This is a genomic window from Streptomyces sp. 7R007, assembly GCF_054850255.1.
This window is the reverse complement of record NZ_JBTWMV010000062.1, coordinates 1-18,059: the sequence shown is the minus strand read 5'-3', so window position 1 is coordinate 18,059 and position 18,059 is coordinate 1. Positions and strand designations below refer to the sequence as shown.

The following is an 18,059-nucleotide window of genomic DNA, read 5'->3' as shown; positions in this document are numbered from 1 at the left end:
TTGCGGGCCTGGTCAGAGGGTCCGGTTTCCGTACACCCGATAGCGTTCGGCGTCGGACCACTTGACTTCCAGGCCGAGGCCGGGTCGGCCGGGGTCGGGGCGCAGGGCGCCGCCGTCGGGGGACAGGGTGCCGTCGAAGAGCAGGTGCTCAAGGCGCACGTGGTCGTGGAAGTACTCCAGGTGCCGCAGCCGGCGCACGGCGCAGAAGGCGTGGGCCGAGACCGCGGGCGCGCAGTGGGCGGACAGGTCCAGGTGGTGGGCCGTCGCCAGGCCGGCCGTCTCCAGCACGCCGGTGATGCCTCCGCAGCGGGTGACGTCGGCCTGGAGGCAGTCCACGGAGGGGCCGGCGACCAGGTTGGTGAAGTCCTGGGTGGTGTAGGCGTACTCGCCGGCGGCGATCTCCAGACGCGCGGGACCCTGTTCGACGAGCATGCGCAGACCCTCCAGGTCGGCTGAGCTGACGGGTTCCTCCAGCCAGCGCACGTCCCACTCCTCGTGGAACCGGCGGGCCCAGTACAAGGCCTGCTTGCGGCCCAGTGCCCCATTGGCGTCGGTGAGGATCTCCAGCTGGTCGCCGACGGCCTTGCGGACGGCCGCGAGGCGTTGCGGATCGCGTTCGGGCTCGCGGGAGGTCTTGAGCTTGACGCGCGGGATGCCCTGCTCGACCCAGCCGGTCAGCTGGTCGGTGAGGCGGTCGAGGGGGTAGTTGGTGAAGCCGCCGCTGCCGTACACCGGAACCCGGTCGTGGTAGGAGGGCAGGAGGTGGATCAGGGGCAGGTCCAGCAGGCGGGCCTTGAGGTCCCACAGGGCCACGTCGACGGCGGAGACGGCCATGGCGCCGACGCCGGGCCGGCCGGCGTTACGGATCTGCCGGCCCATGAGATGCCACAGGGCCGGGGGCGAGGTGGCGTACCCGCCGTGAAGCAGTGGCGTGAGTTTGGACTCGATGAAGGAGGCGACCGACACGTCTCCGTAGGTGTAGCCGATGCCGGTGCGGCCGCCGGCGTGCACACGGACCAGGACCATGGTGGTGGAGTCCCACTCCAGGGTCCCGTCCTGTTCCTTGCCGTCGGGACCGTCGGTCGGCACTTCGAAGGCGTGGACGTCGACGGAGTCGATCCGGTACGCGTCCAGGTTCGGTGCCGTGCCGCTCACCGGTGCCGTCCCGGCATGCGTTCGGTCACCTCGGTGAGCTTCTGCCGTGCCCCCTTGGCGGCGATGCCCACGCGCTCCGGGTCGCGCACGGCGGCCTTGGCGGCCTTCTTGCCCTGGGCCAGCATGATGTGCGGCGGGATGGGCGCGATCTCCTGGTCGACCTTGAATTCCAGGACCACGGGTACGTCCGAGGCGAGTGCCTCGTCCCACGCCTTGCCGACCTTCTTCGGCTTGTCGCAGTAGATGCCCTTCAGGCCCAGCAGCTCGGCGTACTTGGCGTAGGGCACGTCGGGGATGTACTGCGAGCCCGGGAACTTCGGATCGCCGACCATGGCGCGCTGTTCCCAGGTGACCTGGTTGAGGTCCTGGTTGTTGAAGACGCAGAAGATGAACGGTGCGGACCCGGACAGCCGGTCCAGGTACCGCTTGACGGTGATCATCTCGGCCATGCCGTTCATCTGGAACGCGCCGTCGCCGACGAACGCGATCACCGGCCGGTCGGGATGGGCGAAGCGGGCCGCGATGGCGTACGGGGTGCCCGGGCCCATCGTGGCCAGCGTCCCCGACAGGGACGCGCGCATGCCCCGGCGCAGCTTGAGGTGACGTGCCCACCAGTTGGTGCCGGAGCCGGAGTCGGCGGTGAGGATGCAGTCGTCCGGCAGCCGGGGTGACAGCTCGGCGGCGACGGCCTGCGGATTGATGGTACGCCCGAAGTGCTGACCGGCCCGCTTGCGGCAGATCGCGTCCCACTCCCGTACGTCCTGCTCGATCTGCTCGCGCCAGGCGCGGTCCTGCTTGTGTTCCAGCAAGGGTAGCAGGGCCTTCAGCGTCTCCTTGGAGTCGCCGACGAGATGGGCGTCCATGGGATAGCGGATGCCGATCATCCGGCCGTCGATGTCGATCTCCACGCCGCGGGCCTGGCCCTCGTCCGGCAGCCACTCCGCGTAGGGGAAGCTGGTGCCGACCATCAGCAGGGTGTCGCAGTTCTGGATCATGTTGTCGCTGGCCTTGCTGCCGAGCAGACCGATCGGGCCGGTCACGAACGGCAGGTCGTCGGGGAGGACTTCGCGGCCGAGCAGCGCCTTGGCGACCCCGGCGCCCAGTAGTTCCGCCGCCTCCACGACCTCGCTCTCGGCGTGCGCGGCACCCTGCCCGATGATCATGGCGACCCTGTTTCCGGCGTTCAGGACGTCCGCGGCCTTGCGCAGCTCGCTGGGATCGGGCAGCAGACGGGGACGGCTCCAGCCGACGCTGGAGAACACCGAGCCGTGCATCTTGGGAGGCGAGGGCTGGGCGTCCTCCTCCTGGATGTCCTCCGGAATGATGATCGTCGCCACCGTGCGCATGGTGAGCGCCGTCTTGAAGGCCCGGTCGATCACATGCCGGGCCTGCCCGGGGTGGACGATCATCTGGCAGAACTCGGAGACGTCGGCGAACAGCTGCGCCAGCGGGATCTCCTGCTGGTAGTGCGCACCGAGGGAGAGTCGTTTTTGCTGGCCGACCACGGCCACCACCGGCTGGTGGTCCAGTTTGGCGTCGTAGAGCCCGTTGAGTAGATGCACGGCGCCGGGACCGGAGGTGGCCGTGCAGCAGCCCACCTCCCCGGTGAACTTCGCATGGGCGCATGCCATGAACGCGGCCATCTCCTCGTGCCGCGTCTGGATCAGCTCCGGTTCTCCCTTGGCCCGGTCGAAGGCACCCAGCAGGCCGTTGATCCCGTCCCCCGGATAGCCGTAGACCCGCTCGATTCCCCATTCCTGCAGGCGTTGCAGTACATAGTCGGCCACCAACGTCATGACGTGCTCCCTCGGATGCGCACTTGTGCCACCGGCAGGGAGTGACCTGTGACGGTCGTGCGTAAACGGCGGGCGGGCGGTGCGCCGCGGCGCTGCGGGGGCGCGCTCCCGACGATGGCCGGTGGCGGGCGGGCGGGGTTGTCCTTGCCGCGGCACGGGTTTCGGCGGGGAGCACTTCGGGCCGGTTCAGCGGGCCGCTGTGCGCCGGGGAGAGTTCCCGCGCGGTGTCCTTGGCGTCCTCGGCATCGGGGTCCGGGGTGGTGCTTGCCGGATCGAGGTGCCCGAGCAACTCCTTCAACCGTGCCAGGCATCGCGTGAGCAGCCGTGACACCTGCATTTGTGAGACGCCGACCGCAGCGGCAATCTGCTGCTGCGTCTGGTCGTGGTAGAAGCGGAGAAGGAGAATCCGCCGCTCGCGTTCGGGGAACTGGCGCAGGGCTTTGAAGAGTTCCGCCCGCAAGGCGGCGACGTCGAGGGCGGGATCGTCCTCGCCGAGCACGTCGCCGAACGCGGCCATCGGCCGTTCCGCGCCCTCCCAGGGCGCGTCCAGGGAGCGCGGTTGTACCGCGTGCTGAGAGCGCATCGCCTCGTCCACCGCGTGCTCGGACAGACCGCACGCCTGGACGATCTCCGCCCGGGTGGGCATACGTCCGCCGTTGGCCTGTTCGAGTTCTCGCTGTGCCCGACGCACCTGCTGTCTGGCCTGCTGCACAGCCCGCGGCAGGCGCACCAGCCCGAGCCTGTCCCGCACGTGGCGCTTGAGCTCTCCGGTGATCGTGGGCACCGCGTACGACAGGAAGGCGTGGCCCTGGTCGGGGTCGTAGCCGTCGATGGCCTTGACCAGGCCCACGCAGGCCACCTGGACCAGGTCGTCCTGTTCCGCGCCGCCGATGTTGCGGAACTTGCCGGCGATCCGGCGTGCCACGGGGAGCAGTGTGCGGACGGCCTCCGCGCGGGCGGCCTCCCGTCCTCTGCCGGCAGCCTGCCTGTGGACACGCGTCACGAGCTGGTCGATCCGCTGTGAGGACAGCGGGCCGTCGCCGGCGGCCCTCTCCGTGGGTGACGGGGCGGTCAGGGGGATCATGTGAGCCTCTGCGCTGGACTGGCTGTTCCGGGCGCAGTGATGGGTCCCCTCTTTCTATTGCGCTATGCAAACGTCACTCCGCCGGACAGGAATTCCCCTCTTCTAGCGTGCCGGATGGCTGAGCGGTGTTTCGAAGTCGTGTTTGTCCTGGCGGCTCCATGGCCACCGGCGTGCGCGTTGCGCGGGCGCCGTTTCGAGGGTCAGCGACCTGGGGACCCCGTCGGCGGCCGTGACCACCCGGTTTCGGTCTCTCAACGGCGGGCTCGGCCCGTGTGCGGGTCATCCGGAGGTGAACCCTTCTTGTCACTTCTGCGGAAGCTGCTGCATCCCGAGCCGAGGCCGACCCGCGGCGAGCGCTTCGTCACCGCCGTCGATCGGCGGATGCCCCTGTCGGAGGCGGCGAAGACGCTGCTGCGCAAGGCCTTCCCCGATCACTGGTCCTTCCTGCTGGGTGAGATCGCGCTTTACAGCTTCGTCATCCTCGTACTGACCGGGACGTTCCTGACCTTCTTCTTCCACCCTGACATGACGGAACGCCCCTACAGCGGCTCCTACGCGCCGCTGCTCGGCGTACCGGCCTCCGAGGCCTACTCCTCCACCCTGCACATCACCTTCGATGTGCGCGGCGGTCTGCTGATGCGGCAGATGCACCACTGGGCGGCGCTCGTCTTCATCGCTGCGATCGGCCTGCACATGCTGCGGATCTTCTTCACCGGCGCCTTCCGCCGGCCGCGCGAGTTCAACTGGACGATCGGTGTGACCCTCTTTTGGCTGTCGCTGCTGGAGGGCTTCTGCGGTTACTCCCTCCCGGACGACCTGCTGTCCGGCACCGGACTGCGCACCGCGGAGGGCATCGTGCTCTCCCTCCCGATCGTGGGCACGTATCTGGCCTTCTTCGTCTTCGGCGGGCAGTATCCGGGCCACGAGATCATTCCGCGGATGTACGCGGCGCACATTCTGCTGATTCCCGGCCTGCTCGTCGCGCTGATCAGCGTTCACGTGGGACTGGTCGTCTACCTGAAGCACACGCAGTGGGCCAAGCCGGGCCGCACCAACCAGAACGTGATCGGCAAGCCCCTCTACCCGCAGTACACGACGAAGTCCGTGGGGCTGTTCTTCATGCTGTTCGGGCTGATCGCCGTGCTGTCGGCCCTGATGCAAATCAACCCGATCTGGGACTTCGGGCCCTACCGGGCGGACCAGGCGTCCATCGACTCGCAGCCCGACTGGTACATCGGCTTCCTGGAGGGCTCCCTGCGGCTGATGCCGAGAGGGGAGACGAACTTCCTGGGGCACACCGTGGTCTGGGACGTCTTCATTCCCGGCGTGATGGTGCCTGTCGTCCTCTTCGCGGTGCTCTACCTGTACCCCTTCTTCGAGCGCTGGGTGACCGGCGGCGGCAAGGAGTACCACCTGTGCGACCGGCCGCGCAACCAGCCCACCCGCACCGGCCTGGGCGTCGCCGGGATCACCTTCTACGGTGTGCTGCTGATGGCCGGCGGGCAGGATGTTCTGGCCTGGGTGTTCGACGTCCCCTTCGAGGTGTACACCTGGGTGCTGCGGATCGGGATCGTCGTGTTGCCTCTTCTCGCCTACCGGCTCACCAAGCGTCTCTGCCTTGGTCTGCAGGCTCGGGACCGGACACGGCTCCAACGTGGCGAACCGACAGCGGTCGTGCGGCTGGGGGCCGACGGCGGCTACGAGCGGGCGCACAGGCCGCTGTCGCAGGAAAAGAGCATTCCCATGGCCGTCAGGGACGTTCCGGCTCCCCTGCGCAAGCCGGGCCGTTGGTACATGCCCGTCGGGCGCTATCTCAGGCGGGGTCTGAGCCGGTGGTACCACGCCCAGAGGGTCGACCTGCCCCTGACGGAAGAGGCCCGCCGTCAGGTCGCGGCCGTGACGGCCGACCCCGGTGAGGCACAGCAGGCCGAAGAGGAGCCGACCGAGTAGAGGCGCGGCAGGCCGGTCACGTCGCACCGGCCTGGGCGAGGCTTTCCTTCCCGGTCGGCCTCGTGACGGTGGGCATCGCCTGGTGCTGGATCACCGAGGAATCCGTCCGCAGGGGGAGCGCCGCCGGGAGACGCGTAGCGGTACGGCGGCGGTCTCGATCGGGACGAGCGCACCGGCGGAGGGCATGAGGCGACGTGGCCGTGGTGGATGATGAGGACGGCCGCGAGGGATGCCCTTGAGCAGCCCTCAGGCCGACAGGAGGGCTCAGCCGGGCCGGTGATGCACGGTTCCTGGCTGGACCGCCGACGTCGCCGGAATGCGGTCACGTGGACACGGGCGGTCGGTTGGGCGGTGTCCTCGGCGCGGCGGCACACCGCTGGCCCCTGCCGCGCCGTTTCACGGCTGAGCGGGTCGGTGACTCAGTCATCCCGAACGCTTTCTGGTCGAGGAGACACGATGGAACACATCGGGCAGCGTGTGTGGGCGATCGCCGAGGGATTCATTCCTGAGTCGAGTACCGGCCCCGAGTCGATGGCCAGCCATGAGACCGCTTGCATCCTGAACACCGGCGACGAGGATGCCCACGTGATGATCACACTCTTCTTCCCCGACCGGGAGCCTTCCGGCCCCCACCGGGTCACGGTGCCTGCTCGCCGCACTCTGCACCAGCGGTTCAACGAACTCGCGGACGACGGGTCGGTTCCGGTCGGCGCGGACTACGCGTCGGTGCTGGTGAGCGACGTGCCAGTGGTCGTGCAGCATACGCGGTTGGACAGTCGGCAGGCAGCGAACGCCCTGCTGTCGACCATCGCCTACGGCGCGGGCTGAGGAGTCCGCCTCGGCGTGATCACCGCCCCGTGGTCGTGCTCGCTCCTCCGGCCTGCTGGCGGTCTCGGGGCGGCTACCGGCTGCCGGCCTCACCTTGCGCCCGCAGGCGGGGCACACGGTCGTGCCCATCGACGCGACCACCGCGCGACTACACAGGCAGTCCGACTTCCAGGAGGCCATGGTGAGGATCGGTGACTTTCCCTCGCGCGCTGCCGCAGGGCCTGGCGGTTCCGTGCCGGACGGCAGCCCGGGCGTGCGCCAGAAGGTGGTGCGCGGCCTGCGCCTTTTCCTGCTCTCCGCTGTGCTGCTCGCCGGCGTCGGTGCGATCGGCCGCCTTATCGGCTGGACCGCGCTGACCACCACCTTGGGGCCGACGGCGTATTTGTTGCTGGCGCATCCGGAATCGGTGAGTGCGCGAGCACGCAGCGCGGTGACCGGACACGTCCTCGCCGTCGCGGTGGGCCTTGGCTGTCTGGCCGCCTTCGGGCTCTGGAGCCACCCTTCCGTCGCGGAACAGCATCACGACACCTTCCCGCAGATCGGGGCCCAGGCCCTGGCGGTGGGCGTCACTCTGTTTCTGCTCCACCTGTGCAACGCCCACCACCCTCCGGCCGCCGCGACGGCCCTTCTGATCACTTCCGGCATCTGTCGGCCCGGGCCGCCGCTGTACGGCCTGCTCGTCGGTCTGGCTCTGGTGCTGGCGATCGCGCCGGTACTGACGGCGGCAGCCGCACTGACGCAACGGCGGCAATGAGGACCGGCCTCTTGCCCAAGAGTCGCCAAGGTGCCGTTGGCGGCTTCCGGGCCGCTTGCGGAACCGTCGCCGAGAGGGCCATGCGGCGAGCGAGTCCGGAGAGTCGTCCCGATTTCCTTGACGCCGTGGTGAGGGCCGTCATCGTGGTCGACGGCGCACCATGGCGCACTGCGGCGCGCATCGGGCTCGCGGAGCGGGCGTCTTCACGGCCGTCGGGCCAGAGATCGCGGTAGAACACAGCCGCGCCACACGGGTCCCGGCCTGTCCGCGCTCGGCCCGGGCCAGCCTCTCTCCGGGACCCCCTCGCAGTCCTCTGGCCGCCGTGGTGCGGCAGACGGCGCTGGCTCGCCACCCTTGCGTCGCACTGGCTTCCCCGGTGGTCCTCGCTCGGCCAGGTGAGGGCTGCTGTAGTCCGCTCGCGGCCCCGGTATGGGCGGTGTGCCCTCGCCTGGTGAAACCTGGGAGGCTCTTCGTTCAGGTCGTTGAGCGGTCAGATCGTTTCCTGGCGACGGGGGAGGGGAATTCCCCTCTGCCATGGACGCGAGAACTTACGACGACGCAAGGACAGCAGCGAACCTCTGTCCGCCGTGGGTGCTGCGTGACTACGCCGTTCTCGCCGACGGCGAACGGGGCGCCGTGATCGACCCGGAAGGACGGATCGTCTGGCTGTGTGCGCCGCGCTGGCACAGTGACGCGGTGTTCTCCGCCCTGATCGGCGGCAGCGGATTCTTCGGCGTTGAACCGGATGACCGCTGGCATGTGTGGGGCGGCTACTACGAGGACGGCACCCTGATCCGAGTCAGCCGCTGGGTGGCCGCCGACTCGGTGATCGAGTGCCGTGACGCGCTGGCGATGCCGGCGACCACCGACCGTCTCGTCCTCCTGCGCCGAATGCGTGTAGAGCACGGCGAGGCACGGCTGCGGATCACGCTCGACCCACGTCCCGGGTTCGGCTCCGAGCGAGTGCGTGACCCACGGCTGCAGGGGGACGTGTGGACCGCACAGGCCGGCGGGCTGCACCTGCGACTGAGCGGTGCTCACCAAGCCGCGTGGGACCCGCAGTCCGGACTTCGCGGGGATGTCCGGCTCCGCGAGGGCGAACACCACGACCTCGTCCTGGAGCTTGCTGAGGGTGTACAGACGCAGAAGCTGGATCCTGAACGCCTGTGGGCGTACACGGAACAGGCCTGGCGACGCGCCGTGCCCGACTGCTCCGCGCTGGCCGCGCCGCGGGACGCCCGGCATGCGTATGCGGTGCTGCGCGGCCTGACGAGTGCCTCGGGCGGCATGGTCGCGGCCGTCACCACCTCGCTGCCCGAACGGGCCAACAGCGGGCGCAGCTACGACTACCGCTACGCCTGGATTCGCGACCAGAGCTACGCGGGCCTCGCCGTCGCCGCACACGGCCCGCACGACCTGCTCGACAGTGCCGTCCGGTTCACCGCCGACCGTATTCTCACCGACGGTGAGAGCCTGCGCCCTGCCTATACCGTCGACGGCGGCCCGGTGCCGGAGGAGAGGCGGCTTCCCTTCACGGGCTATCCCGGAGGCAGCGACCGCGTCGGGAACCAGGCGGCGGGTCAGTTCCAGCTCGACGCTTACGGCGAGGCCCTTCAGCTGTTCGCCGCCGCCGCCCGGCACGACCGGCTCACAGCCGAGGCGGAGCAGGCGGTCACGGTCGCGGTCGACGCCGTCGAGCGCAACTGGCGGCAGCCCGATGCCGGACTGTGGGAGCTGGAAGAACAGTGGTGGACCCAGTCGCGGCTGAGCGTGGTCTGCGGTCTGCGACGGATCGCCGAACGGCTGTCGACGCGGACGGCACAGCGGTGCACCAGCCTCGCCGAGGCTGTGTTCGCCGAGACCCGCCGGCGCTGTCTGCGTGCCGACGGCCGGTGGCGGCGGGCGGTCGGCGACGACGGGCCGGAAGCCGCGCTGCTGATGCCCATGGCACGGGGCTTTCCGCCCGCCGACGATCCGAGCAACGCGATCACCCGCCGCTTCATTGAGGAACAGCTCGCCCGGGACGGGTACCTGTACCGCTTCATCCACCCGGGAACCCGGCTGGGGGAGGCCGAGGGGGCTTTCCTGCTGTGCGGTTTCACCATGGCGCTGGCCACGGACCATCTTGGCGACCGTGCCGGCGCGTTGCGCTGGTTCGAACGGACCCGGGCGGCCTGCGGGCCGTCCGGGTTGTTCGCGGAGGAGTACGACGTGCGTCAGCGTCAGCTGCGGGGCAACCTTCCCCAGGCCTTCGTCCACGCGCTTCTGCTGGAGTGCGCCGTGCGCCTCAACGACGCCTCCACCCTCCCGCGCTGAGGGACTCCGGCGCGCAGTCCCCCGACGAGGGCGGCGCCTACGGCTGCGCCGGCAGCGGCTCCGAGCGCGAGCGGCCGGCGGTGCCGCGAGGCCCACAGCTGCAGGCTCCGGGAGTGCGCCTCCTCGTCGAATGCGCCGTGCGGGCCGTGGTCGGCGCCGTGGCTGTCGTCGACCGGTTTCCACAGGTTGGCAGGACGGGAGCGGTCGACAGGTTCCTTTGTCTGCTGGGAGTCGTAGCCGGTCCGCGCGAGGTAGCGATCCAGCAGGCCCGCGGCGACCTTCTGCCCCAGCAGGGTGGCCACCGTCGATCCGCCGATCCAGTACTCGCGGCGTTGGGGATGGTCGGCCGCGTACAGGATGCCTTGGGCGGCGACCTCCGGCTGGTAGACCGGAGCGACCGGTCGCGGATGCCGGGGCAACCGCGTCAACACCCAGCCGAACTGCGGAGTGTTCACTCCGGGCAGGTGCGCCGTGGTGACCCGCACCTGGCTGCCGTCGTGCCTAAGCTCGCACCGCAGGGAGTCGGTGAAGCCCCGGATCGCGGCCTTCGCACCGCAGTACACGGCCTGCAGGGGCACACTGCGGTAGGCCAGGGCCGAGCCCACCTGCACAATGGTTCCCCGGTCGCGCGGCAGCATGCGGCGCAGGGCCGCCTGGGTGCCGTGGACGAAGCCGAAGTACGTCACCTCGGTGGCCCGCCTCAGCTCCTCCGGCTTGATCTCTGTGGCGGGTGCGAACACGGTGGTGAAGGCGGCGTTGACCCATACGTCGATCGGGCCGAGCTGGTCCTCCACCTGTTGTGCGGCCGCCTCGACTGCCTCGGGGTCCGCGACGTCGACGACCAGGGGCAGCGCCTGCCCGCCGGCCGTGCGTACATCATGGGCGGCCTGCTCCAGGCCTTCCTGGCCGCGGGCGAGCAGCGCCACGGCGGCCCCGCGCGCCCCGAAAGCGCGGGCGGTGGCCCGGCCGACACCGGCGCTCGCCCCCGTGACGACGACGACCTCGGGACGGGGGCGGGCGGTGCTCACTTCTCCCCCCGTCCGGGGAGGTGTTCGGCGTACTCGGTGATCTTCTGTCGTACGCCCTTGGCGGCGATGCCGGTCTTCTCAGGGTCGTGTAGCGCTGCCTTGGCGGCCTTCTTGCCCTGGCTCTTCATGATGTGCGGCGGGATGGGTGCGATCTCGTTGTCGACTTTGAATTCCAGGACCACCGGCGTGTCGGAGGCCAGCGCCTCGTCCCAGGCGGCGCCGACCTTCTGCGGGTCGTCGCACACGACGCCCTTGAGGCCGATGAGCTGGGCGTAGGCCGCATACGGGATGTCGGGGATCTCCTGTGATGCCGGATACTTGGGGTCGCCGGCCATGGCGCGTTGCTCCCAGGTGACCTGGTTGAGGTCCTGGTTGTTGAAGACGCAGAAGATGAACGGTGCGGACCCGGACAGCCGGTCCAGGTACCGCTTGACGGTGATCATCTCGTTCATGCCGTTCATCTGGAACGCGCCGTCGCCGACGAACGCGATCACCGGCCGGTCGGGGTAGGCGAAGCGGGCCGCGATGGCGTACGGGGTGCCCGGGCCCATCGTGGCCAGCGTCCCCGACAGGGACGCGCGCATGCCCCGGCGCAGCTTGAGGTGACGTGCCCACCAGTTGGTGCCGGAGCCGGAATCGGCGGTGAGGATGCAGTCGTCCGGCAGCCGGGGTGACAGCTCGGCGGCGACGGCCTGCGGGTTGATGATCCCCTCGAAGTGCTGGCTCGCCCAGCGGTCGCACAGGTCGTTCCACTCGCGGACGTCCTTCTCGATCTTCTCCCGCCAGCTGCGGTCCTCCTTGCGGTGCAGGAGGGGGATCAAGGCGCGCAGCGTCTCCTTGGCGTCGCCGACGAGATGCGCGTCCATGGGGTAGCGGATGCCGATCATCCGCCCGTCGATGTCGATCTCCACCCCCTTGGCCTGGCCTTCGTCGGGCAGCCACTCGGAGTACGGAAAGCTGCTGCCGATCATGAAGAGGGTGTCGCAGTTCTGGATCATGTTGTCGCTGGCCTTGCTGCCGAGCAGACCGATCGGGCCGGTCACGAACGGCAGGTCGTCGGGGAGGACCTCCCGGCCGAGGAGGGCCTTGGCGACGCCGGCGCCCAGCAGCTCCGCGACCTCGACGACTTCTTCCTGGGCCTTGGCGGCACCCTGGCCGACCAGCATGGCCACCTTGCCGCCCTCGTTGAGGACGTCGGCGGCCTTGCGCAGCTCGTCGGGGTCGGGCAGGACCCGGGGGCGGCTCCAGCCGACGCTGGAGAACACCGATCCGTGCATCTTGGGAGGCGAGGGCTGTGCGTCCTCCTCCTGGATGTCGTTCGGGATGATGACAGTGGCGACGCCGCGTGTGGTCAGAGCGGTCTTGAAGGCGCGGTCGATGACGTGCCGGGCCTGACCCGGGTGCACGACCATCTGGCAGAACTCGGACACGTCGGCGAAAAGCCGTTCCAGGTCCACCTCCTGCTGGTAGTGGGCTCCCAGACTGAGCCGCTTCTGCTGGCCGATCACGGCGACGACCGGCTGGTGGTCCAGACGGGCGTCGTAGAGCCCGTTCAGCAGGTGGACGGCGCCGGGGCCCGAGGTGGCGGTGCAGCAGCCGACCTCCCCGGTGAACTTGGCGTGCGCGCATGCCATGAACGCGGCCATCTCCTCGTGGCGCGTCTGAATGAACTCCGGGTTGCCCTCGGCACGGTCGAAGGCGCCGAGCAGCCCGTTGATGCCGTCTCCGGGATAGCCGTACACCCGATTCACGCCCCATTCGGTGAGGCGTTGCAGCACGTAGTCAGCGACTTTAGTCATGGGGTCTCCTGAGCGGAGTGTGCGAATGGTCGCGCCCGTGAGTTGCCTCGGTCCGGTGCTGCTAAACCCGCGGTCCGGCCATCCGCAGGGGCTGGATCGATGCTGCGTCGTGGTCGTGCGGTCCGCGGGCGGTGGCATCAGGCCGGTCGCCGGCTACGTCGTCACACCGGTGGTGGAGACGGCGGAGCTCGGGACATACGATTCTGAATCACGCATCGAGACTCGGTGGGTGCACGTTGGCCGGGGTAGGGCCGCCGGTGGCCGGTGGTCGCCCCCGACCCGCGATGATGTGCCGGTCACTCCTGGGCGCTGGGCGACCCGGCCACCGGTTCGGCCCCCTGCGAAAGTTTTGCATAGTGCAAAATCGGAACGCCAGTACCTCCGGACAGTTTTTGCCCGGCCGTGAGCATTGCAGAACGCGGGGCTCAGGGCAGCCGGGAGCCGGGGGGCGGCGTCCAGCCGTACGAAGGGAATCGCCCTGCCGGCGTCGCGGAACGCGTCGGCGGTTCCGTCCGACGGCAGGCCCATGAATGTGCACAGGCAACGGGCGATGCGGGGGTGGCGACGGGCGTACCGGCTCATGATCTCGGCGCCGTCGTCGGGGGTGAGAAAGCGAGCGGTGACGGCGTGGTGCCGGCTGCCCACCTCGATGACGGCTTGCGGCCGCAGACGAAGATTGCGGTACCAGTCGGCCTGCGGCCCGAACCCGGAAGCGACGGTCCAGTGGCCGTCCGCCGGGTCGTACTGAACCACTTCGAGAACCACGCGGCGATCCAGCCCGCTGACCCGGCCCGTGTGGTGCAACAGCAGCAGCCTCTGGCCGAAGATCCATCCGAGCCCGCAGCGGAAGAGGAGAATCGGTAGCCGTGCCGCGAAGCGTTGCCATCCAGCGGGTCGGGGTGGGGTCGCAGTAGTCGGTCGGGCATGGTGGTCTTCCGGAGGTCGGATACGGCGGTTCCCTGCTTCGGTTGGGTAAAGGGTCGGGCAGGGTGTGCTGCAGGGCGGAAATTCTTGCATAGTCTAAAGGCGGGGAGGTTGCCTGTGTCGGAAACAGTGGGGGGCGCCCCGTCGGGTGCGGTCGGCCCGTCGGAGGGTTCCGAGGCGGATCGCGGATCCGCGGCGGGAGGTGCGCTGCTGTCGTGGATGCCGGCGGCGGTCATGACCGTGGTCACGGTGGTGGACGTGGTCGCCGGACCGGGGGTGGGGTTTCTGCCGTTGGTGTCGCTCGGGCCGGCGTTCGCCGGCCTGATCGGCGGGTGGCGTCGCACCGCGCTGATCGGCGTGGTGGCCCTGCTGCTCTGCATCGGGCTGGGCGTGTACGACGGACTGTTCGAGGAACGCCGTGGGTTCACCGCGATGGCGTCGGTGGCGGGGGTGACCGGCATCGGAATCGGCGCGGCGGTTTCGCGCTCGCGGCGGGAAGCGGAGCTGGCCAGCGTCCGCTCGATCGCGGAGGTGGCGCAGCGGGTGCTGCTGCGCCCGGTGCCGCGGACCGCGGGCCCGCTTCAGGCCGCGGTGTCGTACACCTCGGCGGTGGCGGAAGCGCGGATCGGGGGCGACCTGTACGAGATGGTGGCCTCCCCGCACGGGATCCGCGTGATCGTGGGCGATGTCCAGGGCAAAGGCCTGGCCGCGGTGGAGACGGCCGCCGTGGTGCTCGGCGCCTTCCGTGAGGCGGCTCACGACGAGTCCGACCTGGTGGGGTTGGGTGAGCGCCTGGAGCGCAGCGTGGCCCGGGAACTCGAGGGGGAGAAGTTCGTCACCGCCATCCTAGCCGAGATCGGCTCGGACCATGGGGCGGTCTTCCTCAACTACGGCCATCCCGCCCCGATGGTCGTACGGCAGGGCGGTGTCGATTTCCCGGAACCGCATGCCTACGCCCTCCCCCTGGGGCTCGGCGGCCACGGCGGAGACGGGCCGAAGCCCTACTGGGTGGACTTCACGCCCGGTGAGCAACTGCTGCTGTACACCGATGGCGTCACCGAGACCCGGGATGCCGAGGGCGCCTTTTATCCCCTGGGCGACCGGGCTCATTTGCTTGACGAGCCCGACGCCGACCAGGCCCTGGCAACCCTGCGCGAGGATTTGGTGCGGCATGCCGGAGGACCGCTGCACGATGACGCCGCGATGCTGTTGCTCCGATACCACGGTCATGGAAAGGAAAATGTGTTCCCAGCTCGTGAGTGAGCGGAGACTTCGGCAAGGTAGAAAGGAGACATGCCGGAGTATGAGAACACCGCGGGGACGATGGACGACGTCGACGCGGTCACCAGGGCGGTACTGACCGCTTCCCGACTGTTGGTGGCGGTCTCCGCCCGTTCGCTCGCCGAGGTCGAGGATCGGGTGACGCTCCCGCAGTTCCGCATGCTGGTGGTGCTGTCCACCCGGGGTGCCACCAAGCTGGTGACCCTCGCCGACCTGCTGCAGGTGGCGCCCTCGACGGCGATGCGGATGGTCGACCGGCTGATCGCGGCCGGGCTCGCCGACCGGCAGACCAATCCCGGCAACCGCCGGGAGACCCTGCTGCAGCTGACCGACGAGGGACGGCGCACCGTCGAGGACGTCACCGCCCGTCGCCGTTCCGAGATCGCCGCCATCGTGGCCCGTCTGGGCCCGACCCAACGGCTGGCGCTCATCGAGGCTTTGGGCGCCTTCAACAGGGCGGGAGGAGAGCCGCCCGCCCCCGCCGCGGACCACCCGGAGCCGCATCCGCTCGGCTGGGCAGTGGACGGCGTGATGTCGCACGAGGGCTGAACCGCTGCCACGGCAGAGGCCGAGGCGGCGCCTGTGCCGGGTGATGGAGGCCGAGGGCGTGCCGCTCACGGCCCGATTCCCTAGCACCAGGACGACGGTTACGGCCTTGTTGCGGTCTGACCATCGCTCTGGGCCGGATCGGCACGCCGCCCAGGGACGCGTGTCCCGGGCTCGCCTCACCCTACTGTGGGAGAGGCTGACGGCGAGGGCTCCGTGGCAGGGCCGGTCGGTACTCCTGCGGTCGACAGTCCTGGGGGCACCGTGAGGGTGACCATGGGCGCCCCGGGCTGCGGGACGGGCGGTGTGACCTGGCTGGCGGGAAGCTTCGGCGGGGTCGTCTCCTGGAAGTTGACCTGGTCGAAGTTGACCAGCCCGGTCTTCTCCATCTGCGTGATGTGATCCAGGACCACGTCGTTGGCCTGGTCGGCCAGCTGGCGCACGAGGGTGTTCTCGGTGGTGGAGCGGATCTTGGCGATGGTGTTGAAGATCGAGCCGTGGGTGACGCGCAGGATGTTGGCGAAGTCCGAGTCGAACTGCCGGCCCGTGTCCGACTTGAACTTGTCCAGGAAGCCTTGCTGTTGCGGGGTGGGCTGGTTGGGGATGGTGATGTTCAGCTCTGGGGCGATCTTGCGGCAGCTGGCGTCGAGCGCCGCGTGCCCGATAACCAGATGCCGTCCGGCCTCGCGTACGGCCGCGCTCGTCCCCTTTTCCATGGCCAACTGCCCCGAGGGACCCTCCCACAGACCGGCGGAGCGTACGAAGACGACGAAGTTGCGGTCGGCCTCGGTGAGCGGGCCCCATTGGGTACTGGCGATCACGCGCGAGGGGTTGCTGGACGTCGTCTGCACGCCGAGCATGCTCGGATAGGCCAGGGCGGCAAGCGTCACGCTCAGCGCTCCGCCGACGAAGAGGGTTCCGATGGTGTTACGCGAGAGGGGCATGACACTCCCGATGCCGACTGCAGTGGACGACCGGAAGTACGGGCCCGCGCGGATGTAGAACCTTTCCGGAAGGTAAAGCTTGCACTGTGCCATTTCCGGATCGCCTCGTGGCCACGCGGTGGGGGCGACGCCCCTCACCGCGCTCGATGACGTGAACGGAACAGCCAGGACTGGGGCAGGCCACCCGGGGTGGGGTCGAGCCGATGCGGGGCGCAGGCGGCGAAACGAGAGCTGCGGGTGCCGGCCGGTAGTGTCCCGGTCAGTCGGGTGTCGGACGGTGAAGCCTTCGATGCGTTGCTTGCCGGGTCAACGTGTTCTTACGCTCACGCGGCTCAACGCCTCGCACATCGCACCGTACCCACGCCGGTGCTCGGTCACCAGCGTCAGGTCCACCGGCGACGTCACCGGGCCGTCCGCGCACAGCAACGCGTCGGTGGGATCGAACAGTTCGTCCCCACGGGCGGTCACGCAGCAGACTCACCCTCACGGCCTGCTTCTCGATCGGTGCACCTTGGTCGGAGGACATGATCAAACGAAGGCCGCCTCAGAGGCCCGGCGAACACCCAGGTGAACGACCCGGTCGAGGAGCGATTCGACTCATCGATAGCCTGCATCACCATGATGCGCTCCTGGATTCTGCCGATGCTGCTTGTGCTCAGCGGTTTTGCCGTCGCCGCTGGGCAGGTCTTGAAAGGGAGCCCGGGCACAGCCGCAGCACTCCTGCTGGGATTCCTGGCGCTCGCCGGCCTGGGCTCGCCCCTGATCTTCCCGAGATCGATCGGTGTGCAAGAGGCACAACGCCGCAGCGCGGCTGACGGCTGGCCGGTCGTCTTCTGGCGGCCGGGCTGCAAGTACTGCATACGACTGCGCATCCGGCTGGGCCGCAGCGCCCGCCAGTTGCACTGGGTCGACATCTGGCGCGATCCGGCAGGAGCTGCAGCGGTGAGAGCAGCCAACGACGGCAACGAGACGGTGCCGACCGTCGTCGTGGCGGGCCAGCCACACACCAACCCCGATCCCGCATGGGTGCGCGAACAGCTCTCCCCTTCCGTGTGATCAGAAACCACGACATACCGGAGAGGCGTCCGCAGACCCAGCGCCAAACCCTTGGCGACTCGAATCCAGCAGCCGGGCCGGTCGTATCGCGCAGACGCCTTGGTCCTTCCGGACTGGTTCGCCCTCGAGGGCCGGGCTTGGATGAGGCCCGCAGTCGGGTGGCTGCAGGTCAGTGGCAGGAGGGGAGGGCGGGTCTCCATCGCCCCGGAGAGTGCCTGACGTTAGAAACTGCAGGTCCGGTAGTCGAGGCCGCTGTAGGTTCCGGACGCGGAGGCGGGCGCGGTGCTCAGTGCGAGGATGGCTGCGGTCAGCATGCCGACCGCAGATGCGGCGAGCTTGATGCGCTTGGAGCGTGCACTCATGAATCCCCCAGACTCGGACTCCCCTTTGGGTCGTATAGTGAGTAGACAGCCCGCTATGCCCCAATGGATGCGGAGAATCACGCCAACCATCCGGCCATCTGGTGGGGGACGTAGGCCAGTATCTTCTGCAGGTTTTCCTTCGCCTCCAGCAGTTGGCCTTTGCTGGAGCCCTTGGACGTATAAAAGTCGTAGCGTGCGCGGGCCATGCGGTACCGGTACTGCTTGGAGAAGGCTTA

The 18,059-nt window shown here is 69.2% G+C and carries 14 protein-coding genes and 3 pseudogenes; 7 read left to right on the top strand and 10 right to left on the bottom strand.

Annotated features, from left to right (window positions below; all coding sequences use genetic code 11):
- Positions 1-12: 12 nt before the first annotated feature.
- The 3 genes and pseudogenes from ACYF6T_RS39765 to ACYF6T_RS39755 form a co-directional block, all read right to left on the bottom strand.
- Positions 13-1,155: an enolase C-terminal domain-like protein gene (locus ACYF6T_RS39765; RefSeq protein WP_461702850.1), complete on the bottom strand. Its 1,143-nt coding sequence runs from the start codon at positions 1,153-1,155 to the stop codon at positions 13-15.
- A complete protein-coding gene (locus ACYF6T_RS39760; RefSeq protein WP_461702833.1) occupies positions 1,152-2,951 on the bottom strand; it encodes a thiamine pyrophosphate-requiring protein in 1,800 nt (599 codons plus the stop codon). The genes ACYF6T_RS39765 and ACYF6T_RS39760 overlap by 4 nt, the downstream gene beginning before the upstream one ends.
- 343 nt (positions 2,952-3,294) lie before the next feature.
- Positions 3,295-4,035, bottom strand: a pseudogene (locus ACYF6T_RS39755) (sigma-70 family RNA polymerase sigma factor); the annotation flags it as partial.
- A 381-nt stretch (positions 4,036-4,416) separates the two neighbouring features.
- Here ACYF6T_RS39755 and qcrB point away from each other — a divergent pair.
- The 4 genes from qcrB to ACYF6T_RS39735 all read left to right on the top strand — a co-directional run bounded on the left by qcrB (position 4,417) and on the right by ACYF6T_RS39735 (position 9,883).
- The gene (gene qcrB, locus ACYF6T_RS39750; protein WP_461702849.1) at positions 4,417-5,985 is read left to right on the top strand and encodes a cytochrome bc1 complex cytochrome b subunit; all 1,569 of its coding nucleotides are present in this window, start codon (positions 4,417-4,419) and stop codon (positions 5,983-5,985) included.
- 456 nt (positions 5,986-6,441) lie between these two features.
- Positions 6,442-6,813, top strand: coding sequence for a sensory rhodopsin transducer (locus ACYF6T_RS39745; RefSeq protein ID WP_461702832.1), 372 nt, complete (start codon positions 6,442-6,444; stop codon positions 6,811-6,813).
- Positions 6,814-6,934: 121 nt separating this feature from the next.
- Entirely contained in the window at positions 6,935-7,567 is a 633-nt protein-coding gene (locus ACYF6T_RS39740; RefSeq protein WP_461702831.1) for an HPP family protein, read from the top strand.
- A 534-nt stretch (positions 7,568-8,101) separates the two neighbouring features.
- Positions 8,102-9,883 (top strand): glycoside hydrolase family 15 protein, encoded by a 1,782-nt coding sequence (locus ACYF6T_RS39735; protein ID WP_461702830.1) that lies wholly within the window; start codon positions 8,102-8,104, stop codon positions 9,881-9,883.
- On the opposite strand, the gene ACYF6T_RS39730 is transcribed toward ACYF6T_RS39735, so the two are convergent.
- The 3 genes and pseudogenes from ACYF6T_RS39730 to ACYF6T_RS39720 form a co-directional block, all read right to left on the bottom strand.
- Positions 9,790-10,911 carry an SDR family oxidoreductase gene (locus ACYF6T_RS39730; protein WP_461702829.1) on the bottom strand — a complete coding sequence of 374 codons (1,122 nt, stop codon included), beginning with the start codon at positions 10,909-10,911 and terminating at the stop codon, positions 9,790-9,792. The two genes, ACYF6T_RS39735 and ACYF6T_RS39730, sit on opposite strands and share 94 nt — an antisense overlap.
- Positions 10,908-12,710 carry a thiamine pyrophosphate-requiring protein gene (locus tag ACYF6T_RS39725; RefSeq protein WP_461702828.1) on the bottom strand — a complete coding sequence of 601 codons (1,803 nt, stop codon included), beginning with the start codon at positions 12,708-12,710 and terminating at the stop codon, positions 10,908-10,910. Before ACYF6T_RS39725 ends, ACYF6T_RS39730 begins: the two co-directional genes overlap by 4 nt.
- A 444-nt stretch (positions 12,711-13,154) precedes the next feature.
- Positions 13,155-13,658: pseudogene (locus tag ACYF6T_RS39720) on the bottom strand (nitroreductase family deazaflavin-dependent oxidoreductase); the annotation flags it as partial.
- A 210-nt stretch (positions 13,659-13,868) separates the two neighbouring features.
- Here ACYF6T_RS39720 and ACYF6T_RS39715 point away from each other — a divergent pair.
- A complete protein-coding gene (locus ACYF6T_RS39715) occupies positions 13,869-14,897 on the top strand; it encodes a PP2C family protein-serine/threonine phosphatase (RefSeq protein ID WP_461702827.1) in 1,029 nt (342 codons plus the stop codon).
- 30 nt (positions 14,898-14,927) lie between these two features.
- The gene (locus tag ACYF6T_RS39710) at positions 14,928-15,464 is read left to right on the top strand and encodes a MarR family winged helix-turn-helix transcriptional regulator (protein ID WP_461702826.1); all 537 of its coding nucleotides are present in this window, start codon (positions 14,928-14,930) and stop codon (positions 15,462-15,464) included.
- Between the two features lie 176 nt (positions 15,465-15,640).
- On the opposite strand, the gene ACYF6T_RS39705 is transcribed toward ACYF6T_RS39710, so the two are convergent.
- Both ACYF6T_RS39705 and ACYF6T_RS39700 read right to left on the bottom strand, forming a co-directional pair.
- Complete coding sequence (locus tag ACYF6T_RS39705) at positions 15,641-16,405, bottom strand: DUF4142 domain-containing protein (RefSeq protein WP_461702825.1); 765 nt, start codon at positions 16,403-16,405, stop codon at positions 15,641-15,643.
- 327 nt (positions 16,406-16,732) lie between these two features.
- Positions 16,733-16,873 (bottom strand): annotated as a pseudogene (locus tag ACYF6T_RS39700) (NF041680 family putative transposase); the annotation flags it as partial.
- A gap of 150 nt (positions 16,874-17,023) precedes the next feature.
- Between ACYF6T_RS39700 and ACYF6T_RS39695 the strand changes: the two are divergent.
- Positions 17,024-17,461: a glutaredoxin domain-containing protein gene (locus ACYF6T_RS39695; protein WP_461702848.1), complete on the top strand. Its 438-nt coding sequence runs from the start codon at positions 17,024-17,026 to the stop codon at positions 17,459-17,461.
- Positions 17,462-17,682: 221 nt separating this feature from the next.
- Here ACYF6T_RS39695 and ACYF6T_RS39690 read toward each other — a convergent pair whose 3' ends face one another.
- The gene (locus ACYF6T_RS39690) at positions 17,683-17,823 is read right to left on the bottom strand and encodes a hypothetical protein (RefSeq protein WP_461702824.1); all 141 of its coding nucleotides are present in this window, start codon (positions 17,821-17,823) and stop codon (positions 17,683-17,685) included.
- Positions 17,824-17,900: 77 nt separating this feature from the next.
- A complete protein-coding gene (locus tag ACYF6T_RS39685) occupies positions 17,901-18,029 on the bottom strand; it encodes a hypothetical protein (protein WP_461702823.1) in 129 nt (42 codons plus the stop codon).
- Positions 18,030-18,059 lie beyond the last annotated feature (30 nt).